Origin of the sequence: Enterobacter wuhouensis, from assembly GCF_004331265.1 — a bacterium.
Taxonomy (GTDB): Bacteria; Pseudomonadota; Gammaproteobacteria; order Enterobacterales; family Enterobacteriaceae; genus Enterobacter; species Enterobacter wuhouensis.
Genome location: NZ_SJOO01000001.1, coordinates 319,620 through 343,879, shown reverse-complemented (window position 1 = coordinate 343,879; position 24,260 = coordinate 319,620). Strand labels below are relative to the sequence as shown.

The 24,260-nt window shown below is 51.8% G+C and carries 25 protein-coding genes, 2 tRNA genes and 1 other RNA gene; 11 read left to right on the top strand and 17 right to left on the bottom strand.

Annotated elements, in window-relative coordinates:
• The first annotated feature begins 27 nt into the window (after positions 1-27).
• Positions 28-324 (top strand): YciI family protein, encoded by a 297-nt coding sequence (locus tag E0L20_RS01805; RefSeq protein WP_131632404.1) that lies wholly within the window; start codon positions 28-30, stop codon positions 322-324.
• 37 nt (positions 325-361) lie between these two features.
• Here the strand turns inward: E0L20_RS01805 and E0L20_RS01800 are convergent, their stop codons facing one another.
• On the bottom strand, positions 362-1,315 hold the full coding sequence (locus tag E0L20_RS01800) for a helix-turn-helix domain-containing GNAT family N-acetyltransferase (RefSeq protein WP_131632403.1): 954 nt from the start codon (positions 1,313-1,315) through the stop codon (positions 362-364).
• A gap of 361 nt (positions 1,316-1,676) precedes the next feature.
• On the opposite strand from E0L20_RS01800, the gene E0L20_RS23970 reads away from it, so the two are divergent.
• The gene (locus E0L20_RS23970) at positions 1,677-2,021 is read left to right on the top strand and encodes a serine acetyltransferase (protein WP_242673375.1); all 345 of its coding nucleotides are present in this window, start codon (positions 1,677-1,679) and stop codon (positions 2,019-2,021) included.
• Positions 2,022-2,054: 33 nt separating this feature from the next.
• On the opposite strand, the gene leuE is transcribed toward E0L20_RS23970, so the two are convergent.
• The 4 genes from leuE to E0L20_RS01780 all read right to left on the bottom strand — a co-directional run bounded on the left by leuE (position 2,055) and on the right by E0L20_RS01780 (position 3,609).
• On the bottom strand, positions 2,055-2,690 hold the full coding sequence (gene leuE / locus E0L20_RS01790; RefSeq protein WP_131632401.1) for a leucine efflux protein LeuE: 636 nt from the start codon (positions 2,688-2,690) through the stop codon (positions 2,055-2,057).
• Between the two features lie 67 nt (positions 2,691-2,757).
• Entirely contained in the window at positions 2,758-3,168 is a 411-nt protein-coding gene (locus tag E0L20_RS01785; protein WP_131632400.1) for an Exc2 family lipoprotein, read from the bottom strand.
• A gap of 20 nt (positions 3,169-3,188) precedes the next feature.
• Positions 3,189-3,317, bottom strand: a complete 129-nt coding sequence (locus E0L20_RS24250) for a KPN_01571 family protein (RefSeq protein WP_427854496.1) — start codon at positions 3,315-3,317, stop codon at positions 3,189-3,191.
• 118 nt (positions 3,318-3,435) lie between these two features.
• A complete protein-coding gene (locus tag E0L20_RS01780) occupies positions 3,436-3,609 on the bottom strand; it encodes a YciY family protein (RefSeq protein WP_017384232.1) in 174 nt (57 codons plus the stop codon).
• 144 nt (positions 3,610-3,753) lie between these two features.
• Between E0L20_RS01780 and cls the strand changes: the two genes are divergently transcribed.
• Both cls and E0L20_RS01770 read left to right on the top strand, forming a co-directional pair.
• Positions 3,754-5,214, top strand: a complete 1,461-nt coding sequence (cls, locus tag E0L20_RS01775; RefSeq protein ID WP_131632399.1) for a cardiolipin synthase — start codon at positions 3,754-3,756, stop codon at positions 5,212-5,214.
• Positions 5,215-5,247: 33 nt separating this feature from the next.
• On the top strand, positions 5,248-5,577 hold the full coding sequence (locus tag E0L20_RS01770; RefSeq protein WP_003856748.1) for an HI1450 family dsDNA-mimic protein: 330 nt from the start codon (positions 5,248-5,250) through the stop codon (positions 5,575-5,577).
• A 31-nt stretch (positions 5,578-5,608) separates the two neighbouring features.
• Here the strand turns inward: E0L20_RS01770 and E0L20_RS01765 are convergent, their stop codons facing one another.
• From E0L20_RS01765 to E0L20_RS01735, 7 genes are all read right to left on the bottom strand, one after another.
• Entirely contained in the window at positions 5,609-6,445 is an 837-nt protein-coding gene (locus E0L20_RS01765; RefSeq protein WP_131632398.1) for an ion transporter, read from the bottom strand.
• Positions 6,446-6,493: 48 nt separating this feature from the next.
• Complete coding sequence (oppF, locus tag E0L20_RS01760; protein ID WP_131632397.1) at positions 6,494-7,498, bottom strand: murein tripeptide/oligopeptide ABC transporter ATP-binding protein OppF; 1,005 nt, start codon at positions 7,496-7,498, stop codon at positions 6,494-6,496.
• Positions 7,495-8,508: an ABC transporter ATP-binding protein gene (oppD, locus tag E0L20_RS01755; protein WP_131632396.1), complete on the bottom strand. Its 1,014-nt coding sequence runs from the start codon at positions 8,506-8,508 to the stop codon at positions 7,495-7,497. Before oppD ends, oppF begins: the two co-directional genes overlap by 4 nt.
• Positions 8,509-8,519: 11 nt before the next feature.
• Entirely contained in the window at positions 8,520-9,428 is a 909-nt protein-coding gene (gene oppC / locus E0L20_RS01750; RefSeq protein WP_131632395.1) for an oligopeptide ABC transporter permease OppC, read from the bottom strand.
• Positions 9,429-9,440: 12 nt separating this feature from the next.
• Positions 9,441-10,361: an oligopeptide ABC transporter permease OppB gene (oppB, locus tag E0L20_RS01745; RefSeq protein WP_131632394.1), complete on the bottom strand. Its 921-nt coding sequence runs from the start codon at positions 10,359-10,361 to the stop codon at positions 9,441-9,443.
• An 84-nt stretch (positions 10,362-10,445) separates the two neighbouring features.
• Positions 10,446-12,077, bottom strand: coding sequence for an oligopeptide ABC transporter substrate-binding protein OppA (oppA, locus tag E0L20_RS01740; protein ID WP_131632393.1), 1,632 nt, complete (start codon positions 12,075-12,077; stop codon positions 10,446-10,448).
• Positions 12,078-12,850: 773 nt separating this feature from the next.
• Positions 12,851-13,498: a YchE family NAAT transporter gene (locus E0L20_RS01735; RefSeq protein ID WP_131632392.1), complete on the bottom strand. Its 648-nt coding sequence runs from the start codon at positions 13,496-13,498 to the stop codon at positions 12,851-12,853.
• A 480-nt stretch (positions 13,499-13,978) separates the two neighbouring features.
• On the opposite strand from E0L20_RS01735, the gene adhE reads away from it, so the two are divergent.
• Positions 13,979-16,657, top strand: a complete 2,679-nt coding sequence (adhE, locus tag E0L20_RS01730; protein ID WP_131632391.1) for a bifunctional acetaldehyde-CoA/alcohol dehydrogenase — start codon at positions 13,979-13,981, stop codon at positions 16,655-16,657.
• Positions 16,658-16,733: 76 nt separating this feature from the next.
• On the opposite strand, the gene tdk is transcribed toward adhE, so the two are convergent.
• On the bottom strand, positions 16,734-17,348 hold the full coding sequence (gene tdk / locus E0L20_RS01725; RefSeq protein WP_131632390.1) for a thymidine kinase: 615 nt from the start codon (positions 17,346-17,348) through the stop codon (positions 16,734-16,736).
• Positions 17,349-17,896: 548 nt separating this feature from the next.
• Here tdk and hns point away from each other — a divergent pair.
• Entirely contained in the window at positions 17,897-18,310 is a 414-nt protein-coding gene (gene hns / locus E0L20_RS01720; protein WP_131632389.1) for a histone-like nucleoid-structuring protein H-NS, read from the top strand.
• Between the two features lie 200 nt (positions 18,311-18,510).
• On the opposite strand, the gene galU is transcribed toward hns, so the two are convergent.
• From galU to rssA, 3 genes are all read right to left on the bottom strand, one after another.
• Positions 18,511-19,419 carry a UTP--glucose-1-phosphate uridylyltransferase GalU gene (gene galU / locus E0L20_RS01715; protein WP_131632388.1) on the bottom strand — a complete coding sequence of 303 codons (909 nt, stop codon included), beginning with the start codon at positions 19,417-19,419 and terminating at the stop codon, positions 18,511-18,513.
• Between the two features lie 199 nt (positions 19,420-19,618).
• Complete coding sequence (gene rssB, locus E0L20_RS01710) at positions 19,619-20,632, bottom strand: two-component system response regulator RssB (RefSeq protein WP_131632387.1); 1,014 nt, start codon at positions 20,630-20,632, stop codon at positions 19,619-19,621.
• A 91-nt stretch (positions 20,633-20,723) separates the two neighbouring features.
• The gene (gene rssA / locus E0L20_RS01705) at positions 20,724-21,626 is read right to left on the bottom strand and encodes a patatin-like phospholipase RssA (protein WP_131632386.1); all 903 of its coding nucleotides are present in this window, start codon (positions 21,624-21,626) and stop codon (positions 20,724-20,726) included.
• 114 nt (positions 21,627-21,740) lie between these two features.
• On the opposite strand from rssA, the gene E0L20_RS01700 reads away from it, so the two are divergent.
• From E0L20_RS01700 to E0L20_RS01680, 5 genes are all read left to right on the top strand, one after another.
• Entirely contained in the window at positions 21,741-22,199 is a 459-nt protein-coding gene (locus tag E0L20_RS01700) for a YchJ family protein (protein ID WP_131632385.1), read from the top strand.
• Between the two features lie 48 nt (positions 22,200-22,247).
• Positions 22,248-23,090 (top strand): formyltetrahydrofolate deformylase, encoded by an 843-nt coding sequence (gene purU / locus E0L20_RS01695; RefSeq protein WP_131632384.1) that lies wholly within the window; start codon positions 22,248-22,250, stop codon positions 23,088-23,090.
• 157 nt (positions 23,091-23,247) lie between these two features.
• Positions 23,248-23,332 (top strand) — tRNA-Tyr (locus tag E0L20_RS01690).
• Positions 23,333-23,367: 35 nt separating this feature from the next.
• Positions 23,368-23,452: transfer RNA gene (locus E0L20_RS01685), tRNA-Tyr, on the top strand.
• A gap of 45 nt (positions 23,453-23,497) precedes the next feature.
• Positions 23,498-23,628: non-coding RNA, RtT sRNA (locus E0L20_RS01680), on the top strand.
• Positions 23,629-23,721: 93 nt separating this feature from the next.
• Here E0L20_RS01680 and E0L20_RS01675 read toward each other — a convergent pair.
• Positions 23,722-24,165: an Lrp/AsnC family transcriptional regulator gene (locus E0L20_RS01675; protein WP_131632383.1), complete on the bottom strand. Its 444-nt coding sequence runs from the start codon at positions 24,163-24,165 to the stop codon at positions 23,722-23,724.
• Positions 24,166-24,260 lie beyond the last annotated feature (95 nt).

Sequence of the window (24,260 nt, the reverse complement as noted above, 5' to 3'; positions counted from 1 at the left end):
CACTTTTAACGGTTAAGGAGCTTCACCGTGCTTTACGTGATTTATTCTGAAGATAACGCCGATTCCCTGGAAAAACGCCTTTCAGTGCGTCCAGCCCATCTTGCCCGCCTGCAGCTGCTGCAGGATGAAGGCCGGTTACTGACCGCTGGCCCTATGCCTGCGGTCGACAGTAACGATCCTGGCGCTGCGGGCTTTTCCGGCTCCACGGTGATTGCCGAATTTGAGTCTCTTGAAGCCGCAAACGCATGGGCGGAAGCAGATCCTTATGTTGCCGCTGGCGTCTACGCCAAAGTGACCGTACGACCGTATAAGAAAGTGTTCTGATGTAAATAAGGCTCCGTAAGGGGCCTTTTTTACATGCTTATCCCTTACGGACCCGCGTAAACTGTTGCTCCGTAATGAGGCTTCCCCACTGATCGCCCTCCCACTCTTTCACCAGCGTAAAGCCGAATGATTCGTACAGACGGCGGGCCGCGGTGAGCTTATTGAACGTCCAGAGATGTACCGCAGAGAAGCCGTAACCGTCGCAAAACGTTATCGCTTCCGTCAGCAGTTTTTTACCTGCACCGTTTCCCCTGCACCCATCATCGAGAATAAACCAGCGCAGATGGGCTTCTCCCTGTTCAAGGTCCTCACCATCTATGGCTACCGACCCTACAATCCTGCCGTTCATAACCGCCAGCCAGATCCGGTTGCAGGGCTTGTCGATACGGTCACTAAACTCCGCCAGTCCCGCAGCCACTTTGGCCTCGAAGAAGCGACCAAAACTGTGCTCTCGCGCGTAGTAGCACCCGTGCATCTCCGCGATGCGGCCAATCATTCCGGGAAGATAGCCCTGAACGATCTGGAGCGCGTCGGGTTGTGCGTCACTCTCGTTTTCCCGGCACGACAGCAGCGCCTGAGCATAAAGTGACAGGCCCTGAGCAATCGACTGTTGCTGCGTGGCGCTGAGCGACTTGAGCGCCGAGATCACCCTTTTGCTGCCATAGGCATTGATCTGTTCAACCGTCGCGCGCCCTTTTTCCGTCAGCCGGAGAGATTTCGCTCTGGCATCGTGCGGGGATATCCCCTCCTCAAGTTCACCGGCGGCAATCAGGCGCGCCAGCAGGCGGCTAACGCTGGATTTTTCCAGCCCCAGCAGCTGCACCAGCTGTCCAGCGGTCATCTCTTTTCGCAATGCTATTTCAACGAGGGTGTGAACGGCAGAGGGCGAGTAGTCCGTTGAGGCGAGCGTGGCGGACATAAACCCCAGCTCCCTGACCATCAGGCGCGAGGCAGTACGGATATCGTTAACGACGGGCGTGTTGTTGTGCATTTCTTTTTCTCCCTTATTTAGTTGTACTATACAACTAAATACCCGGACAGTGTCAAAGAAATTATTTTGGCAGGCTGATGCGTATTCTTTACGATGAACCGTAGACCAGACTGCAGATAAACATTACATTAGCGCTCAGATTTTTCTGAAAAAAATAAAGTTTGGTTATAGCTTAATGTATTTAAATTTAACGGAATGTCTCAAAGAAGAAGTTCAAAAAGGGAGTAAGTCCTTCTCCTGGGCAAGAACGATACGTCGCGCAATAAAGTGCAAAGACCGCCGTTTTTACTTCTGGTACCGGATATGGACCTACTTTTATCAAACCAACAAATATGGGTTAAGTCACTTCGCAAAGAACAGAATGTCATCGCTTAACCGCAAATATTCGATAGATATCAATCCTAAGGCGCGGATTGGTGCGGGCATGAAGATCGTCCATTTTTCATGCATTGTTATGCGTGGTCATACCGTGATTGGCAAAAATGCGGTTATCCGTCAGGGGGTTACTATAGGCGCTCGCAGGGATGAAGACGTAGGTTTTACCACTATCGGGGACAATGTCGAAATAGGCGCTAACTCCTGTATTCTTGGTGATATCAGCGTCGGTCATAACGTCACGATTGGTGCCTTAACGTTCATCAATAAAGATATCCCTGATAACTCGGTTGTTTACTCCTCGAAAGAAATGTTCATTCGCAGTAAATAATTAAAAAGGCTCCCTCAGGAGCCTTAATTTCACTTAATGCAGCGACGCTAATCTCGCCGCGAATCCCACAAACAGCAGCCCTATAAGACCGTTCCCCAACTTTGCCAGTTTCTTTTTGGTTTTCAGATAACGGGTAACAAACGCGCCAGAAAAAATCAGGAAGCTCATATACATAAAGCTAATCAGCTCAAGCGTAATGGCGAGGATCAGGAACGAGGTCCCCGTATTTTCCGCACGCACGTCAATAAACTGCACAAAGAACGAAACGTAAAACAGAATCGCTTTTGGATTCGTCAGGCTCAGCACCAGCGAGCGCTTCATGATCGCACTCGCGGGCTCCGTGCCGCTCTCGTGGGCATTATTCTGTCGGGTGATCACCGACCAGAGCATTTTCCCACCCAGCCACAGCAGGTAGAACGCCCCCAGATAGCGGACAATATTGAAGAGGACGGGCGTGGTCTGAATTAACGCCGCAACGCCCGCCCAGGCCAGGAACATTAGTACTGCATCACCAATAAACACGCCGGTCGCGGCGAGGTAGCCTTTCTTAACGCCGTGACCAATCCCGGTCTTGAGCACGAACAGGGTGTTTGGCCCCGGTACCAGTACGATAAAAAATGCGCCGACAACATAGGTCCAGAAATTCAGTACACCAAACTCCGCAAACACTTCTCCCTCCTTTTGCTAAAACAACGGGGATACCGCTGCAAAAACGGTATCCCCCAAATCAGTGGATCTATTGTACGCCGTTATAGCCATCAAGATAAGTCGCGGCCAGTTCATTGCCGAATAAAACGGCGTCCTTCGGCTCCATCTTTGAAGACCATTTATCGCTCGCATTACCGGTGAAGGACTGGTCCGTGTTCGCCTCTTTCTTCAGCTGTTCGCGGATGCTTTGCGCATACTCCTGGGCTTCATCTGGCGTGCGTCCCGCTGCGCGATCGCTTTTGCCCTGAGCATACAGCTCTTTGAACTGAGGCACGTTGAGTCGATAATTTTGCGAGACGCTCGAGGTGTAGTTTCCGCCGATAAAGCTGGATTTATGCGACACAAAATAGAAGGCGTGTCGCTCTGGCGAGGTTTTGGTGCTGGCACAGCCGCTGACTATCACCACGCCCAGAAGTGCCGCTACCATTTTTCCATTCATCCTTTTTTCCTTTTATCCTTTTAATTAAGCCAATGCGCTCCCCAGGTGAAAACATATTTTGCCAGCGAGGAGAATGATGACAGCCCTAAATCTTCCCTGAGCGCATCCAGCGCCATAAGCACAATAAAAACCCAGAGATATGGATTCATCTTTTAATTTCATGACGTTAGGGGGGCACAGTATAGCGCGGATATCAGGAGGGGATAGACTGCAAAAATTGATAGCCTTTATATAAACAATGGGCACCTTGACGGTGCCCTGCTTTATTCAGATATCCTGGACTGCGAACAGTAACGCATTACGGTGTCTGTTCAGTCCACATTTTCTGATGGCGTGTATACGCATATTGCGGCGGGATTGTGCTTCCAGCCAACGAGCCTTACGACGACTCACCTGTCGCAACATGCGCCAGCGCCCTACTTCTGTTCTACTGCGCTTCATGTCTACAACTCATTCTCTAACAGAGGCGCCATTATAAACCCAACCCAGCGGCATGCCAGCGCTTTTATCTGGCGTTTTTATTTACCAGATGAATCCTGATGCGTACACTCATAACAATACGCTTTCAAAAGGATTTTTCTGTCTATGACAACCTTCTACACCGTGGTGAGTTGGCTGGTCATTCTGGGATACTGGCTGTTAATCGCGGGTGTGACGTTACGCATCCTGATGAAGCGCAGAGCCGTACCCTCTGCCATGGCCTGGCTTCTGATTATCTATATTCTGCCGCTGGTGGGTATTATCGCCTATCTCTCGTTCGGTGAACTTCATCTGGGCAAGCGCCGCGCCGAGCGCGCCCGCGCCATGTGGCCTTCGACCGCGAAATGGCTGAACGACCTTAAGGCCTGCAAACATATCTTTGCCGAAGAGAACAGCAGCGTCGCCTCGTCGCTGTTCAAGCTGTGCGAGCGCCGCCAGGGCATCGGTGGGGTAAAAGGCAATCAGCTCCAGCTGTTAACCTCCTCCGATGATGTGATGCAGGCGCTTATCCGCGATATTCAGCTCGCTCGCCATAATATCGAGATGGTGTTCTATATCTGGCAGCCTGGCGGGATGGCCGATCAGGTGGCCGAGTCGCTGATGGCCGCCGCGCGCCGGGGCATCCACTGCCGACTGATGCTGGATTCCGCCGGCAGCGTCGCCTTTTTCCGCAGCCCGTGGGCGGGGATGATGCGTAATGCCGGCATTGAAGTGGTCGAGGCGCTGAAGGTCAACCTGCTGCGCGTATTTCTGCGCCGAATGGACCTTCGTCAGCACCGCAAAATGATCATGATCGATAACTACATTGCCTATACCGGCAGTATGAACATGGTCGACCCGCGCTTCTTCAAGCAGGATTCGGGGGTTGGGCAATGGGTTGACCTGATGGCGAGGATGGAAGGCCCCATCGCCACGTCTATGGGGATCGTTTACTCCTGCGACTGGGAAATTGAAACTGGTAAACGTATTCTCCCGCCGCCGCCGGACGGCAATATCATGCCGTTTGAAGAAGCGAGCGGTCATACCATTCACACTATCGCCTCCGGGCCGGGCTTTCCGGAGGATTTGATCCATCAGGCGCTGCTCACGGCGGCCTACTCGGCGCGTGAATACTTGATCATGACGACGCCTTACTTTGTGCCGAGCGACGATCTGCTGCACGCCATTTGCACCGCCGCACAGCGCGGCGTCGACGTCAGCATCATCATGCCGCGCAAAAACGACTCCCTGCTGGTCGGCTGGGCCAGCCGGGCGTTCTTTACGGAACTGCTGGCTGCCGGCGTGAAAATTTACCAGTTTGAAGGCGGGCTGCTGCACACCAAGAGCGTACTGGTCGACGGCGAGCTGAGCCTGGTGGGCACGGTTAATCTTGATATGCGCAGCCTGTGGCTGAACTTTGAAATCACGCTGGTGATCGACGATGCCGGTTTTGGCGGCGATCTGGCCGCGGTTCAGGACGATTATATCTCCCGTTCACGCCTGCTTGATGCCCGGCTTTGGGTGAAACGCCCGCTCTGGCAGCGAATTGCCGAACGACTGTTTTACTTCTTTAGCCCGTTGCTGTAAAACGTGCCCAACGATGTTAATTAGGTAGTCATCATGGAAATGGATCTGAACAATCGCCTGACCGAAGACGAAACGCTCGAGCAGGCCTACGACATTTTTCTCGAACTGGCGGTTGATAACCTCGATCCCGCTGACGTGATCCTCTTTAATCTGCAGTTTGAAGAACGCGGCGGTGCCGAGCTGTTCGACCCTGCGGAGGACTGGGCTGAACACGTTGATTTCGACCTGAATCCTGATTTCTTTGCCGAAGTGGTGATTGGCCTGGCCGATGAAGACGGCGGCGAAATTAACGACATCTTCGCGCGCGTGCTGCTGTGTCGAGAGAAAGACCACAAGCTGTGCCATATTCTCTGGCGCGAATGATAAAAAAGGCTGCGATGGCAGCCTTTTTTATTTAATCCGGTAACGCACTTCCGCAGCGGTTACAAAATCGTGCGCTGTGTTCATGTTCACCCTGGCCGCAGCTCGGACACCTGCGCTGCTGCTTGCGGCTCTGGAACGCGCTGCTCATGTGAGTGGTAATCAGCCCCGTCGGGATTGCGATCACAGAATAACCTATCAGGATCAGCACGGAAGCAACGATGCGCCCAAGCGGCGTGTGCGGAGTGATATCGCCGTAGCCAACGGTCGTGACCGTCACGATAGCCCAGTAAACTGACGCATTCAGCGTGGAAAAACCGTATTTCGGCCCTTCGATTAAATACATCAGCGAGCCAAAGACAATCATCACGATAGCGATAAACGAATAGAAGAGGATCAGCTGGTGGCGCGCGCTGACTATCGCACTCCAGAACACCCGTAACGACGGCATAAATCGCAGCAGCTTGAGGATACGCAACACGCGAATTGCCCGCATCGCGCGCCAGGCGAAGACATAGTTCAGGCTAATTTCCGGCCAGAGCCACATCACGTAAAGCGGCAAGATGGTGGCTAAATCAATAAATCCCCAGAAGCTGAAAACGTATTTTGTCGGATTCGGCCAGGTGATTGTCCTCAGTACATATTCAAGGGTAAAGACGAGGGTAACAATCAGTTCCAGCCAGACAAAAACGTGCCATTCATCAAACGTCAGGTGATACTGCGTCCCGGCACCGGATTCAATAAAAATGATAATGACGCTGAGCAGCGCAAACAGCCCGCAAAGCCCTTCAAAGCGGCGACCGGAAAAGGTTTTAGGATCGAATAAAAGATGATAAAGCCGCTGACGGACCGACGTAAATAATCGCGACACGGTAACCTCGCAAAAAGATAAGGGCTGACATCATGTCAGCCCTTGCGATTATAACGGGTCTACTTTCAGGCAGGAAACCGCATGTCGGAAACTGCCCTCAAGAACCGGTCGTGTTTTCGCACATTCCGGCCCGGCCATCGGGCAGCGCGTGCGGAATACGCAGCCGGAAGGCGGGTTAATCGGTGACGGGAGTTCTCCTTCCAGAAGCTGGATGGTTTTATTTTTTTCCAGATCGGGGTCTGGAATAGGCACCGCGGACATCAGGGCTTTGGTGTAAGGGTGAAGCGGATTGTGATACACCTCATCGTAGGTACCCAGCTCCACGGCATGGCCCAGATACATCACCAGCACGCGGTCAGAAATGTGCTTCACGACCGCCAGATCGTGCGCAATGAAGATCAGCGACAGCCCCATCTCGCGCTGCAGTTTTTGCAGCAGGTTGACCACCTGCGCCTGAATTGACACGTCCAGCGCCGAAACCGGCTCATCACAGATGATCAGCTTCGGTTCAAGGATCAGCGCACGCGCAATACCGATACGCTGGCACTGACCGCCGGAAAATTCATGCGGGTAGCGGTTAATGAGGTTAGGCAACAGCCCTACTTTCAGCATCATCGCCTTCACGCGGTCGCGGACTTCCTGACGCGCCATCTTCGGATGATAAGTGCGCAGCGGCTCGGCAATAATCTCCCCAATGGTCATGCGCGGGTTGAGCGACGCCAGCGGGTCCTGGAAAATCATCTGGATGTCGCTGCGCACGTTGCGCCACTCGTCCGGCTTCATGCCCAGCAGGTCTTTACCCAGCCAGGCGACCTTCCCGTCGGTGGCCTTAACCAGGCCGATAATGGCGCGCGCAAAGGTCGACTTCCCGCAGCCGGACTCGCCCACCACGCCCAGGGTTTCCCCTTCGTACAGGCGCAGCGTAACGCCATCAACCGCTTTCAGCGTTTTGGCGGGCTGCCAGAACCACTGCTTGCCGTCCTTAATATCAAAGTGCACTTTCAGATCGGCTATCTCAAGCAGCACGTTTCTTTTTTCGTCTAATGCGTTCATACCAGCTCCTCCTGCGGCTTAAAGCAGGCGCGCAGACGGCCTGGTGCAAACTCTTCCAGCGGCGGCGCGCTGTTGCAGATTTCCATCGCGTGCGGGCAGCGCGGCTGGAACGGACAGCCTTTCGGCAGACGCAGCAGGTTGGGTGGATTACCCGGGATCGTCAGCAGAGATTCGCCTTCCGCATCCAGTCGCGGAACGGCGTTCAGCAGGCCAATGGAATACGGGTGGGCTGGCTGATAGAACACGTCGCGTGCCTGGCCGTACTCCATGGTGCGCCCGGCGTACATAACCAGTACCTTATCGCAGATACCGGCAACTACGCCCAGGTCATGGGTGATCATGATAATGGCGGTGTTGAATTCGCGCTTAAGCTCGTTAAGCAGGGTCATGATCTGCGCCTGAACGGTGACGTCAAGAGCAGTGGTCGGCTCATCGGCGATCAGCAGCTTTGGCCGGCACAGCAGCGCCATTGCGATCATCACGCGCTGGCGCATACCGCCTGAGAACTCATGCGGATACATGCGCATGCGCTTGCGTGCTTCCGGCATTTTCACCGCGTCCAGCATTTTGACGGACTCTTCAAAGGCTTCGGCTTTCCCCAGTCCTTTATGCAGCATCAGCACTTCCATCAGCTGCTCGCCCACGCGCATGTACGGGTTCAGTGACGTCATTGGGTCCTGGAAAATCATCGAAATTTGCTCGGCGCGCAGCTTGTTCAGCTCCTGCTCGGGCAAATTGAGGATCTCGCGACCGTTAAATGTCGCCGAACCGCCAATCACGCCGTTTGATGCCAGCAGCCCCATCAGCGCGAACGCCGTCTGGGATTTACCCGAACCAGATTCCCCCACGATCCCCAGCGTTTCGCCTGCGCGCAGGTTAAAGTTGAGATCGTTGACGGCGGTGACATCGCCATCCGGCGTTTTGAAGGTGACGCGAAGGTCTTTCACATCCAGCAGCACGTTGCCCTGCTGTTGCACCTGCGGCGCAGTTGCCGTTTCAATAATTGTCATGACGGCGCTCCTTAACGGTCTTTCGGATCGAGGGCATCACGCAGGCCATCGCCGATAAAGTTGAAACAAAACAGGGTCACCACCAGGAAGCCCGCCGGATACAGCAGCAGCCACGGAGAGACTTCCATCGAGTTTGCGCCGTCGCTCAGAAGTGCGCCCCAGCTGCTCAGCGGCTCTTGCGTACCCAGACCCAGGAAGCTCAGGAAAGATTCAAACAGGATCATGCTTGGCACCAGCAGCGAGGCATACACCACCACCACGCCCAGCACGTTTGGAACAATATGGCGAACAACGATGTTGCCGGTCGACACGCCGCCAACCTGCGCCGCTTCGATAAACTCTTTGCGTTTGAGGCTCAAGGTTTGACCGCGCACGATACGCGCCATATCCAGCCAGGAAACCATCCCGATGGCGACGAAGATCAGCAGGATGTTCTGACCAAAGAAGGTCACCAGCAGGATCACAAAGAACATGAACGGGAAGGAGTTTAAAATCTCCAGCATACGCATCATCACGGAGTCGACTTTACCGCCCAGGTAGCCAGAAAGAGAGCCGTAAAGGGTGCCGAGGATCACCGCCACCAGCGCGGCGGCAATGCCGACCATCAGGGAGATACGGCCACCAATCGCCACGCGAACCAGCAGGTCACGGCCTGATGAATCTGTGCCGAAATAGTGCCCGGACTCCATGTCGGGCGCGCTCGACATCATGCCCCAGTCGGTATCGAAATAGGTGAACTGCGACAGCATCGGTGCCAGGGTCACAAACAGCGCGATGATCACCAGTACAACCAGGCTGGCGACCGCTGCACGGTTATGCATGAAGCGGCGACGGGCGTCCTGCCAGAGGCTACGGCCTTCTACTTCCAGTTTTTCACTGAAGTTTTCCAGCGCCTCGCTGTTTTTCTTACTCAACATCATGGCGTGCTCCAGTTAGTAACGGATTTTCGGGTCGATAACGGCATACAGCACATCAACCACGGCGTTAAAGAGGATGGTTAATGCACCGACGAGGATCGTCAGACTCAATACCAGCGAGTAGTCGCGGTTAAGCGCACCGTTAACGAACAGCTGGCCAATACCCGGCAGGCCGTAGATGGTTTCGATGACCATTGAACCCGTAATGATACCCACGAACGCCGGCCCCATGTAGGAGAGCACGGGGAGCAGCGCAGGCTTGAGCGCATGACGGAAGATAATCCGACGCATCGGCAGCCCTTTAGCGCGCGCGGTACGAATGAAGTTGGAGTGCAGAACCTCAATCATCGACCCACGGGTGATACGCGCAATACTGGCAATGTATGCCAGAGATAATGCCACCATCGGCAAAATCATAAACTTCAGCGCCCCGCCGTTCCAGCCGCCTCCGGGCAGCCATTTCAGCGTGATGGCAAATATCATCACCAGTAACGGCGCGACAACGAAGCTGGGGATAACCACCCCGGTCATTGCGACCCCCATTACGGCATAATCCCATTTGGTATTTTGTTTTAATGCGGCGATAACGCCGGCAGTGACGCCGAGAATGACGGCCAGGAAGAATGCCGCAGCACCTAATTTAGCCGATACCGGGAAGCTGGACGCTACCAGGTCATTAACGGAATAGTCTTTATATTTAAATGACGGGCCAAAATCACCGTGCGCCAGCTGCTTCAGATAATTGAAGTACTGGGTGGAGATAGGATCGTTTAAATGGTATTTCGCTTCGATATTCGCCATAACCTCTGGCGGCAGCGTACGTTCACCGGTAAATGGACTTCCCGGCGCGAGACGCATCATAAAGAATGAAATCGTGATGAGAATAAATAGCGTTGGAATCGCTTCAAGACAGCGACGTAGGATAAATTTCAACATTGCCCGTACCTTCTGGCGTGTGCCTATATAATGTGACGTTGGTTAGACACCGTGGGGCGAGTATGCCCGCCCCACTCATTGCCATTAATGCTTGATAATATACAAGTTTTTAACGTAGATATTATCCATCGGGTCTTTACCGGTGTAACCCCCTACCCACGGCTTAACCAGACGGGCGTTAACGTAGTAGTAAACCGGAACGATCGCGGAGTCTTTATCCAGCTGCTGCTCGGCTTTAGAGTACAGCTCGGTACGCTGCGCCTCGTCGGTCGCTTTCAGCGTGTCGCCAATCAGCTTGTCAAACGCCGGGCTCTTATAGTGCGCGGTGTTGTTTGAGCTGTCGCTCAGCATGGTGTTCAGGAAGGATGTCGGTTCGTTATAATCCGCACACCAGCCCGCACGCGCCACATCAAAGGTGCCCTGATGACGGCTATCCAGGAAGGTTTTCCACTCCTGGTTTTCCAGCTTCACGTTCGCACCCAGGTTCTTTTTCCAGATGGACGCAACGGCGATAGCCAGCTTTTTATGCAGGTCAGAGGTGTTATACAGCAGGCTGAAGGTCAGCGGCTTATCGGCGGTGTAACCCGCTTCAGCCAGCAGTTTTTTCGCTTCGGCGTTACGCTGTTCCTGGGTCATTTTGAACCAGTCTGGCTCGGTCAGTTTAGCTCCGTCGGTGTACGGAGGCGTGTAGCTGTATGCTGGCAGATCGCCCTGGTTCTTCACCTTGTTAACGATGATGTCGCGATCCAATGCCAGCTTAAGTGCGGTACGCACGCGCACGTCGGTGAATGGCGCTTTCTGGTTGTTGATTTCGTAGTAGTACGTACACAGGTACGGATCAACATGCACTTCTTTCGGGATCTCTTTTTTCAGCTTCTGGAACAGTTCAATCGGCATGTTGTTATAGGTCATGTCGATTTCGCCGCTGCGGTAGCGGTTAACGTCGGTCACTTCAGAAGAGATTGGCAGGTAGGTCACCTGGTTAATGACCGTTTTGGCGTTATCCCAGTAATTGGTATTACGCTCCAGATCGATACGTTCGTTCACGACCCAGGCCTTCAGTTTGTAGGCACCGTTAGTGACGATGTTTGCAGGCTGGGTCCATTTCTCACCGAATTTTTCTACGGCCGCTTTTGGCACTGGAGAGACAGACGGGTGAACAAGCAGCTTATAGAAGTACGGAACAGGTTCGCTCAACGTGACTTCGAAGGTGTTAGCGTCAATGGCTTTTACGCCCAGATCGGTGACAGGCTTTTTGCCGGTGATGATATCATCGATATTGGCAATGTGGCCGTACTGCAGATAGCTCGCATAAGGAGAGGCGGTGTTTGGATTCGCCAGGCGCTGCCAGCTATAAACGAAATCTTCGGCGGTAACCGGCGTACCATCGGACCATTTCGCATCTTTACGCAGATGGAATGTCCAGACTTTGAAATCTTTGTTTTCCCATTTTTCTGCCACACCCGGAGCCGGATGGCCGTCTACGTCAGTGACCAGCAGACCTTCGAACAGATCGCGGTTAACGTTAGACTCAGGAACACCTTCAATTTTGTGCGGGTCAAGAGACTGAACTTCCGCACCGTTATTACGTACCAGCGTCTGTTTTTCAGCCAGCTGTACCCCTGCCGGAACGTCTGCAGCCATTGCAACGTTGCCCGCGATTAGCGCAGTAAAAATTCCCGCTGCTAACAGACTTTTTTTTGTGATGATGGACATTGTGTTGATACTCCACTCATTATAATTACTGGCCTTCGCCAGCTGTGTAATCCCCTTTTGGGGCCTGTACAGCGCAGGAGTTTTTTTTGCTACTGTCAGGTTCTTTTTTTACTTCTTGCTATCACCGACTTCTTTATTACTGACGGCTCGTTCGGCTGTCTTGCGTCGATTCTTCACACGCCTACCCTATCTAAGCCGTGCGTTTGATACTGGAGAAGATGGCTATATGAAAATAATTCTCATCTTCTTTTTTCAGGTTACAAAATATAAGGCCGGAAAGTACCAAATGGCTTAATCTCGCGCCAATACATTTTGCAAATTTGTTAAGCAATTCTCTTTTACGGCGATTGCCGATTCTTTGGGGGCAGCCCTGCCAGACATCCAATACCAGACAAAAATCTTGATATTCAATTAGATAGAGAAAATTATCTCTACAAGAGCGTCGCTGCGCTATCATCGACTCGAATTGTACGAAAACTTAACAACTGGTTATTATTTAGCACATTCATCTAAGGGAACGTTGAAATTACTAATATCATTTCGGTTATCTCTCAGCAAGCCCCAGAGTATCATGTGACTAAAATAACAGAGCGATCGAAGGATTTATGCGCAGGCAAGGGGCGACGTAATATGTAACCTTCTGATATTAAACCAAAGGCTATTATTAGTAGAATTAATTATGGCTTACGCACATTTCAACTTTATTTATATGATTTGCTGATAATGACGTAAAAAAAACGGAGCCGCTGGCTCCGTTGTTTCATATGAAATCTCTAGTGCAATAATCCGGGGAAGATGCTTTTTATGCCAGTGACAATGAATTCAATACCAAGCGCCATCAACAGCAGACCCATTATACGGGTAATAACGTTGATCCCCGTCTGCCCCAGCAAACGCACCAGCCAGGGTGCCATGCGAAAAACGCCCCAGCAGCAGAGCGCAAAAAGCGCAATCGCAACGGAGAACCCAATCAGGTGCATGAGGTTGTGGTAGCGAGTCCCCCACACGATGGTGGAGCTAATTGCCCCCGGGCCGGCCATGAGCGGCAACGCCAGCGGCACAACGCCGATACTTTCTCGAACGGCGGTTTCTGATTTTTCCTGCTTGTTCTGTTTATCCTCGCCAAGCTTACCGCTGATCATCGACATGGCAATGGTGACAACCAGGATCCCGCCCGCGATACGGAAAGAGTCGATAGAAATCCCGAACACCTGCAGAATGCCATCCCCCAGATAAAGCGACGTCAGCAAAATGATGGCCACGGACATGTTTGCCGTCAGGTTGGTTTTGTTCCTGGCGGCTGCCGTCTGGTAGCTGGTCATACTAATGAAGACAGGAATGATCCCTACCGGGTTAACCAGCGCAAACAATCCGATAAAAAACTTAAAATATGTAGGGAAATCAAAAAGCGTTTGAATCACATTTAGCTCCGCTAATGAGCATGTCCAGAGGCTGAGATGGTGTACGAGTAAAACCGCGGTGAAGATACGCTTTTTATCAGCACACTTCACCAGAAATCTGTTCCAAAACGTTATCATTTCATGATGTTAAACATTTGTAGAATCAATGATAGCGTCACTTCCAATAGTTACGTAATTATTTAACAGTGGAATAATCTCTTCAAAATAACCCTGCTGAAAGGTATCAGCTTGGGAGAAAATTGACGTAGATCATGATTTTCGTACTCAGAAGTGAGTAATCTTGATTACACCCCAGAAGGGGAAACCTATCAAAAAGGGATGATGCTAAGGTAAGGCTCTTTTAGTAAATTAGTGCGCTGGAGTGTAAAGTAACCCGTTGTTTTACTGTGTGTTACGCAAGTGGTATCGGCTCTGACTATACTGTCTGACGTATCGAGCGCTGGTTTACTAATAGAGTTTAAACATTATCAGGAGAGCATTATGGCTGTTACCAATATCGCTGAACTGAACGCACTCGTCGAGCGCGTGAAAAAAGCCCAGCGTGAATATGCCAATTTCACCCAAGAACAGGTTGATAAAATCTTCCGCGCTGCCGCTCTGGCTGCTGCAGATGCTCGAATCCCTCTCGCTAAAATGGCCGTTGCTGAATCCGGTATGGGTATCGTAGAAGACAAAGTGATTAAAAACCACTTCGCTTCTGAGTATATCTACAACGCCTATAAAGATGAGAAAACCTGTGGCGTACTGTCTGAAGACGACACTTTCGGTACCATCACCATTGCTGAACCTATCGGCATCATCTGCGGTATCGTTCCAACCACTAACCCGACGTCTACTGCCATCTTCAAATCGCTGATCAGCCTGAAGACCCGCAACGCAATCATTTTCTCCCCGCACCCGCGTGCGAAAGACGCCACGAATAAAGCCGCGGATATCGTTCTGCAGGCTGCAATTGCCGCTGGCGCGCCAAAAGATTTGATTGGCTGGATCGACCAACCTTCCGTTGAGCTGTCCAACGCGCTGATGCATCACCCGGACATTAACCTGATCCTGGCGACAGGTGGTCCTGGTATGGTTAAAGCTGCATACAGCTCCGGTAAGCCAGCCATCGGCGTTGGCGCAGGTAACACCCCTGTCGTCATCGACGAAACCGCAGACATTAAACGTGCCGTTGCTTCTGTTCTGATGTCCAAAACCTTCGACAATGGCGTCATCTGTGCATCCGAGCAGTCTGTTGTCGTTGTTGATTCCGTATACGATGCTGTTCGCGAACGTTTCGCCAGCCACGGCGGCTATATGCTGCAGGGCAAAGAGCTGAAAGCGGTTCAGGACATCATCCTGAAAAACGGCGCGCTGAACGCCGCTATCGTTGGCCAGCCAGCATACAAAATTGCTGAGCTCGCAGGCTTTACCGTACCGGCGACCACCAAGATTCTGATTGGTGAAGTCACTGTTGTTGATGAAAGCGAGCCGTTTGCTCACGAAAAACTGTCCCCTACTCTGGCGATGTACCGCGCGAAAGATTTCGACGATGCGGTAGAGAAAGCTGAGAAGCTGGTTGCCATGGGCGGTATCGGTCACACATCCTGCCTGTACACTGACCAGGATAACCAACCAGAACGCGTTGCTCACTTCGGCCAGATGATGAAAACGGCACGTATCCTGATCAACACCCCTGCGTCACAGGGTGGTATCGGTGACCTGTACAACTTTAAACTCGCACCTTCCCTGACTCTGGGTTGTGGTTCCTGGGGTGGTAACTCCATCTCTGAAAACGTTGGTCCAAAACACCTGATCAACAAGAAAACCGTTGCTAAGCGAGCTGAAAACATGTTATGGCACAAACTTCCGAAATCTATCTACTTCCGCCGTGGCTCTCTGCCAATCGCGCTGGATGAAGTGATTACCGATGGCCACAAACGTGCGCTGATCGTGACCGACCGCTTCCTGTTCAACAACGGCTACGCGGACCAGATTACCTCTGTTCTGAAAGCGTCCGGCGTTGAAACTGAAGTTTTCTTTGAAGTTGAAGCTGACCCAACCCTGAGCGTTGTGCGTAAAGGTGCTGAACTGGCGAACTCCTTCAAACCAGATGTGATTATCGCTCTGGGCGGCGGTTCCCCAATGGACGCCGCGAAGATCATGTGGGTTATGTACGAGCACCCAGAAACGCACTTCGAAGAACTGGCGCTGCGCTTTATGGACATCCGTAAACGTATCTACAAGTTCCCGAAAATGGGCGTAAAAGCGAAAATGATCGCCGTTACCACCACTTCCGGTACCGGTTCAGAAGTTACGCCGTTTGCAGTTGTGACTGACGATGCGACAGGCCAGAAATACCCGCTCGCTGACTACGCACTGACCCCAGATATGGCTATCGTTGATGCCAACCTGGTCATGGATATGCCTAAGTCACTGTGTGCGTTCGGTGGTCTTGATGCCGTGACTCACGCGCTGGAAGCATATGTCTCCGTACTGGCTTCTGAGTTCTCTGACGGTCAGGCGCTGCAGGCTCTGAAACTGCTGAAAGAAAACCTGCCGGCGTCCTACAACGAAGGGTCTAAAAACCCAGTAGCGCGTGAGCGTGTACACAGTGCCGCAACCATCGCCGGTATTGCGTTTGCGAACGCCTTCCTGGGTGTTTGCCACTCAATGGCACACAAGCTGGGTTCCCAGTTCCACATTCCTCACGGTCTGGCGAACGCCCTGTTGATCAGCAACGTTATCCGTTATAACGCTAACGACAACCCAACCAAGCAGACTGCATTCAGCCAGTACGACCGTCCTCAGGCACGTCGTCGCTACGCTGAAATCGCTGACCACCTCGGTCTGAGCGCACCGGGCGACCGTACTGCGGCGAAGATTGAGAAACTGCTGGCATGGCTCGACAGCATCAAAGCCGAGCTGGGTATTCCTAAATCTATCCGCGAAGCAGGCGTTCAGGAAGCTGACTTCCTTGCTCACGTAGATAAGCTGTCTGAAGATGCCTTCGATGACCAGTGTACCGGTGCGAACCCGCGCTACCCACTGATCTCCGAGCTGAAACAGATCCTGCTGGATACCTACTACGGTCGTGAGTTCAAAGAAGGTGAAACTGCGGGTGTGAAAGTAGAAGCACCTGTCGTAAAAGCTGACAAAAAAGCGAAGAAAAGCGCCTGATTGACAGCCCGATAAAAAACCCGCCACTGGCGGGTTTTTTTATATCTCAATTCTGGCAAATAATTTCAACAACGCATTACCGGCGGTTGTCGTGTTGAAGCGCTGTCAGAGAGCCCACGGCCAGCGCTTCTTTATAGTGCTTACGGCAGACCGATACATAGCGTTCATTGCCTCCTATCACCACCTGCTCGCCGTCTGCATAGGGTTTTCCCGACTGGTCCAGACGCAGCACCATGCTGGCTTTACGCCCGCAGAAACAGATCGTTTTCAGTTCAACAAGCTTATCTGACCAGGCTAGCAAATACTGGCTACCGGGAAATAACTCGCCCCTGAAATCTGTGCGCAGCCCATAGCAAAGAACGGGAATATCAAGTTCGTCAACGACCTCAGAAAGCGCATGAACCTGCTCTCGCGTCAGGAACTGGCTTTCATCAACTAACACGCAGTGAATAGGCTGTGACGCATTTTCCGCGCGGATATCCTGCAGCAGGTCGGTCTGCGGATTATAAAGCCGCGCAGGAGAAGAGAGCCCAATCCGTGAGCTCACCTTCCCCGCACCAAATCGGTCGTCGATTTCAGCGGTGTAAACAACGGTACGCATGCCCCGTTCCTGATAATTGTAAGAGGATTGCAGTAGCGCCGTAGATTTCCCTGCATTCATTGCCGAATAGTAGAAATAAAGTTGTGCCATTGGTCGTAAAACCCTAATCAATGTGTAATATTCCCGATGGTTCATTGTACCATATTTTGTCTCGCCATCAGCGACAGACCGCACAGAGTATGCGGCTTTGAGGAGAGATAACTTGCAGCAGATTAAGAAAATAATGCGTTAAAACATGCAGTAATGGCATTAACCCAGGTCATTAAGTTATGCATTCGGGGAAACATAACACTTCTTTTTATACTGGAATCCACGTTCCTTAAAATTCACTATTTATTAACTATTTCTACCCGGACACGGCTATACCGAAGTAATACAAAAGGCTGATATTTATCCGCCGCAACTATAATTCCTGCGGTAAATGTCACAAAAAAAACATGCAAACAACCGGGTTGAGGCGGCCTGGGTGATAACAAGCGGCCATACTGCGGATGAAATTTAAGTTAGCGTAATTAATAATAGCGGCGATAATTTAGTATTTTTTGAATTCCTTACATTCCAGGCTATTGCACAACTGAATGTATGGCTCTATTATTAGGACAACAAACCACCCCCATTATAAGTTTGAGATTACTACAATGAGCGAAGCACTTAAAATTCTGAACAACATCCGTACTCTTCGTGCGCAAGCAAGAGAATGCACCCTCGAAACGCTTGAAGAAATGCTGGAAAAATTAGAAGTTGTCGTTAATGAACGTCGCGAAGAAGAAAGCGCAGCTGCAGCAGAAGTTGAAGAGCGTACGCGTAAACTGCAGCAATATCGCGAAATGCTGATTGCTGATGGTATCGATCCAAACGAATTGCTGAACAGCATGGCTGCGGCTAAAACCGGCACCAAAGCTAAACGCGCTGCTCGCCCGGCTAAATATAGCTACATCGATGAGAACGGCGAAGAGAAAACCTGGACAGGCCAGGGCCGTACCCCAGCTGTTATCAAGAAAGCGATGGACGAGCAGGGTAAACAACTGGATGACTTCCTGATCAAGGATTAATCAGGACTGATTCTTAAAAATCCCGCTTAATGCGGGATTTTTTGTGTCTGCAATTTACCGGGAACATCCCCTTACACTCTGTCATATAGCGACAAGCGGCTATTTAAGCACTTTTACAGTCCATACCTTCAACAGGGTGTTATGGGCATAAAAAAACCGGTGGGCATCGCCACACCGGTTTTGTTCATTGCCAGCCAGGATTATTTTTTAATACCCATGGTATCTTTCAGCCAGGCTTTAAATTCTTCACCCAGGGTATTGTGGCGGATACCATATTCGACAAACGCCTGCATATAACCGAGTTTATTGCCGCAGTCATGGCTCTTACCTTTCATATGGTAAGCTTCAACGGTTTCTTTCTCGATCAGCATATCGATACCGTCGGTCAGCTGGATCTCATCACCCGCTCCAGGAGGGGTTTTCGCCAGCAGTGGCCAGATTTCTGCGCTCAGGACATAACGGCCAACCACGGCCAGATTTGAAGGCGCTACGTCAGCTTTTGGCTTCTCAACCACACCTACCATCGGAACACTTTCACCGGGTTCCAGGTTCACACCCTTACAGTCAACGACACCGTAAGCGGTAACGTCATCCACCGGCTCAACCATAATCTGGCTGCTGCCCGTTTCGTCGAAGCGTTTAATCATCTCTGCCAGGTTGTCCTGTGACAGGTCAGATTCGAATTCATCCAGAATAACGTCTGGCAGAATAACGGCAACAGGCTCGTCGCCCACTACAGGGTGTGCGCACAATACGGCATGGCCCAGCCCTTTAGCCAGCCCCTGACGAACCTGCATAATGGTTACGTGAGGCGGACAAATAGATTGAACTTCAGCCAACAGCTGACGTTTAACACGTTTTTCCAGCATTGCTTCAAGTTCAAAACTTGTATCGAAATGGTTTTCGATAGAGTTTTTGGATGAATGCGTAACCAGCACAATTTCAGTAATACCTGCAGCGATACATTCATTCACGACATACTGGATTAATGGCTTATCAACCAAAGGCAGCATCTCTTTAGGAATCGCCTTAGTTGCTGGTAACATCCTGGTCCCCAATCCCGCTACCGGGATAACGGCCTTTCTGACTTTCGAATTAAGGGCAGCCATTGAAATTCTCCTGAGCTGTTCAACTTTTGAACTTTATGCATTAAATAACGCGTTGAGTATATCAGTCTTACCCTACAGTCCGGGTCTGAAAAGAACGCGTTGCCGATCAATTAAGACAAATACGCATGAATCTGGGCCGTGATAGTAGCACCCCGGAGAAAACAGAGGTAAAGCATTCTCACGAATAATATCCAACTGCTTATTCCGTGGACAACATTAAGCGAAGCCGTCCTCCAGCCCCCCAAATTTGGCACTGCCAGGATGAACAGCGATGGCTAATCTGATTAAGATAAGCCGTCTCTAATGTCCCCAGCGGTACGCCGTTGCTTACCTGAATATGATGCTCTCCGGTATTCAGTGACGCGTTTAGTCCGGCAGACACCAGGATCAGATTTTTCAGCCCACTATGGTAATACCCCACCAACAGTGGAAATTGCCCTGGTAAATTGGCCTGCCGGAAAAGATGATTAACTTGTTTAAGCAAACTGCCTAACTCAGGAAGCCGTTGTCCCTGATGTGACAGCTGCTCCTGGAGCAGTCCATTAAATAGTGCACGAAGCAACAGGGCTGCTAATACTCCATTATCCCCTGCCCGCGTGACGTCCAGACAATAAAATGCCAGGTCGGAATCGGACAGCGGGGCAATATCAAGCACAAGACCAGGCTGATCGGCAGCCACCAGCTGTCGATAATTTACTCGACAGTGAGAGAGGTTTTGTTGAACCGGCGGCTGAAGCTCCTGCAATAATTTTGCGGCGGCAAGTGGGTTACTGACCAGTGCGTCCCAGTCCTGGAAGAGGCGTTCCTCTTCCTCCACGCGGGAATTAAACATATTTGGATAAAGACAGGCTAAAACCGTTTCTCGTAGGCGGTTCAAATCCTTTACGGGTTTCAGCAGAATATCCTGAACGCCCAGACGTAATGCTTTGGCGATATCGGCCATATTTTCTGTGGCGGAAATCACGAGGATAGGCGTCGTATCACCTTCGTTACGTAAGTGTTCGACCAGCTTGAGCCCATTCATCCGCGGCATATCAATATCGCAGATCATCAGATCGGCGGTAGCATTCGCCATTTTTTCCAGCGCGTCGATCCCGTCCTCAGCAAGAAGGGTTATAGCCCCCAATGATGACAACCATGAATCCAGCAGCGAGCGGAAAACGGGTTCGTCTTCAACAATCAATATATGTTTTCCGGCCAATGGCTGCGTCATGAATCCTCCCCTGGCTGACAGTTACTAAATAGTGGCATGGTATCGGCACTATCGCCTGTCAGATTTTGCTGAAGTAATCAAAAATAGATGCTTAAAGTGCGGTTCGCACAAATGGCAACAATTCGTCCATTTTCTTTTCGACGGCTACGGAGCCCGCTGCGATGGCGGCCTCAGCCCGATGGAAATCAAGGGTCGAGATTTGCGGACAAAACGGCTGAATCAGAATATCTGGAGGGTCGCCTGCCATACGATTTCGTTTTAGGCGATTCTCAAGCACCTGGATTGATGTTGTCATAATTTCCATTGCCGTAGGGGCGGTAACTGCGCGTCGCGCAGCCATGCGGCCAATCCGCCCGCGCAGGCGTTCGTGCCAGGCCAATTTTTCAACCTCGGACTCATCGCTGTGCAAATTTACGGGCATCAGGTCTTGCTGCATCAGATGCGCATCATGCTGTAGGTCTACGGCGATCACGATGTCGGCCCCCATTGCGCGCGTCAGGGAGATGGGAACCGGGTTCACGACCCCACCATCGACCAGCCAGTAGCCATTATGCGGAACAGGTGCCATCAGTCCAGGTATGCTGCAGGACGCGCGAACGGCAAGGTGAAGATCGCCTTCGGTAAGCCAAAGCTCACGTCCCGTACTGAGGTTCGTCGCAACGGCGCCGAAAGGCATCTGACAATGAGTGAAATCTTCGAGAGGCATAATCTGGCGGAACTGGTTAAACACGCGTTCACCGCGCAGCAGCCCACCCCGTTGCCAGGAGAGATCCATCAGGCGGAGTACATCCCAATAGCTGAAGGAACGGACCCAGCCTTCCAGTTCAGGGAGTTTACCGCAGGCGTAGGCAGCCCCAACCAGCGACCCTATAGAACACCCGGCAACAATATCAATCTCAACGCCCATCTGCTTCAGGGCGTTGATCACCCCGATATGCGACCATCCCCGGGCTGCACCTGAGCCCAGCGCCAGTCCAACTTTAACTTTTCTCATTAGCCCTGTTTTACTTCCCCTGGATTCCCGACATAGCGTCAACGCAACTGCTCGGTTAACATGGTGCTACCCGAAGCGTTTAACGCCTTTATTTTTTGTTCCAGGAAGAGAATCGTGTCTCAACTCTGCCCCTGTGGTAGCGCTCTGGAGTATAGCCTATGTTGCCAGCGATATCTTTCCGGCGAACAGGTTGCACCAGACCCGTCACACCTTATGCGTTCACGGTATACTGCTTTTGTGATCAAAGACGCAGACTACCTGATTAAAACCTGGCATCCGTCCTGCCATGCAGGCGATTTCAGGCAGGATATCGAAACCGGGTTCGCCAATACCCAATGGCTTGGCCTCACGGTCTATGAGTCCGCCCCGGGCGATCGTGAAGGCGAAGGTTTCGTCAGCTTCGTTGCCCGTTTCATCGAGCAAAATAAGCCAGGCGCCATTATCGAGCGTTCCCGGTTCTTAAAGGAAAGCGGGCAATGGTATTATATTGACGGAACGCGCCCACAGTTTGGTCGTAACGATCCCTGCCCATGTGGTTCAGGTAAAAAATTCAAAAAGTGTTGCGGGCAGTAACGCCTGACAACCCAGACTTCGCAAATACACAAACAGGATTTCCCGGCGATGCAATCACTACAACGTAAAGTTCTGCGCACCATCTGTCCCGACCAAAAGGGGCTGATCGCACGAATTACCAATATTTGCTACAAGCATGAACTGAATATCGTGCAGAACAACGAGTTCGTTGACCACCGTACCGGCCGCTTCTTTATGCGTACCGAGCTGGAAGGGATTTTCAACGACACCACCCTGCTTGCCGACCTTGACAGTGCCCTGCCGGAAGGCTCCGTGCGCGAACTCACCCCGGCTGGTCGCCGCCGCATCGTGATCCTGGTGACCAAAGAAGCACACTGCCTCGGCGATCTGCTGATGAAAGCCAATTACGGCGGGCTGGACGTTGAAATTGCTGCCGTTATTGGCAACCATGAGACGCTGCGCACGCTGGTAGAGCGGTTTGATATTCCGTTCGAACTGGTGAGCCATGAAGGCCATACTCGTGAAGAGCACGACGATCTGATGGCGCAGGCTATTGAAGCGCATAATCCCGACTACGTGGTGCTGGCAAAATACATGCGCGTACTGACGCCGTCCTTCGTGGCACGTTTCCCGAACAAGATTATCAACATTCACCACTCGTTCCTGCCGGCCTTTATTGGCGCACGCCCGTATCACCAGGCGTATGAGCGCGGCGTGAAGATCATCGGTGCGACCGCGCACTACGTGAATGATAATCTGGATGAAGGTCCAATCATCATGCAGGACGTAATTCACGTGGATCACACCTACACGGCTGAAGATATGATGCGCGCCGGACGTGACGTTGAGAAAAACGTGCTGAGCCGCGCGCTCTACCAGGTGCTGGGTCAGCGCGTCTTTGTGTACGGCAACAGAACGATTATTCTTTAATCCTTCGGAAAATGAATTGATTAGCTTTGCACCTTTACGGATAAAAAGCAGGCAAACGGCCTCTTTTTCCTAAAGGAATGCTTTACAGGGGCGTCTCATTTGATATGATGCGCCCCGCTTCCCAACAGGAAGCAGGCCAGTATAAGCATTACCCCGTGGTGGGGTTCCCGAGCGGCCAAAGGGAGCAGACTGTAAATCTGCCGTCATCGACTTCGAAGGTTCGAATCCTTCCCCCACCACCATCTCTCAGCACGACCTCAAAATATGAATTACCCCTGGTGGGGTTCCCGAGCGGCCAAAGGGAGCAGACTGTAAATCTGCCGTCATCGACTTCGAAGGTTCGAATCCTTCCCCCACCACCATCGCTTCCAGATCGCTCTAAACCTTCTATTCGCACCAGGCATCGTGCTTTTCCGTAACGGGGAAGGATGAGAAGCTTCGACTAAGGTTCGATTCGAGCGCAGCGAGAAAGCGTTGCCGCAGGCAACGACCCGAAGGGCGAGGCGCAACGCGCCGAGTAATCCTTCCCCCACCACCATCACTGCCAGTAAAACCTAAAATCATAATAAACTCGAAACGCGTCCGCCTTCGTAGGCCGGGTAAGGCGCAGCCGCCACCCGGCGACAGAAACCTACATCGGCGGCAAACGACGTTTCACCGGAGAACTCTTCACAATCGACGTATTACACTGTGCATGTTCCGCCAGGCCGTCCAGCAACGCGTCGAGTTGCTCTATGGATCGCACCACCAGCCTGATCACAAAGCAATCCTCCCCCGTCACCTTGTCGCTCTCAATACACTCTGGCATCGCCTGAATGTATTTATCCACCTTTTGGAGCAACCCCGGCAATGGCCGCACGCGCACCAGCGCCTGCAACGTATACCCCAGCGCAGCCAGATTCACCCGCGCACCATACCCCTGAATCACGCCCCGCTCTTCAAGCCGTTTCAGACGCTCTGCCGTGCTGGGCGAGGTCAGGCCAACGCGACCACTGAGCACCTTTAGGGACATGCGCGCATCCTCGACCAGACAGGCTAAAATTTGTCGGTCGATATCATCGAGAAGGCATTCCATCGTTTCCTCCTAATTAAAAAAAGGCATTACTGCATTTCACCTTATCTCACCCCTGTAAAACCCGACAGCGATTTTCGACAATAACGTCATTAATC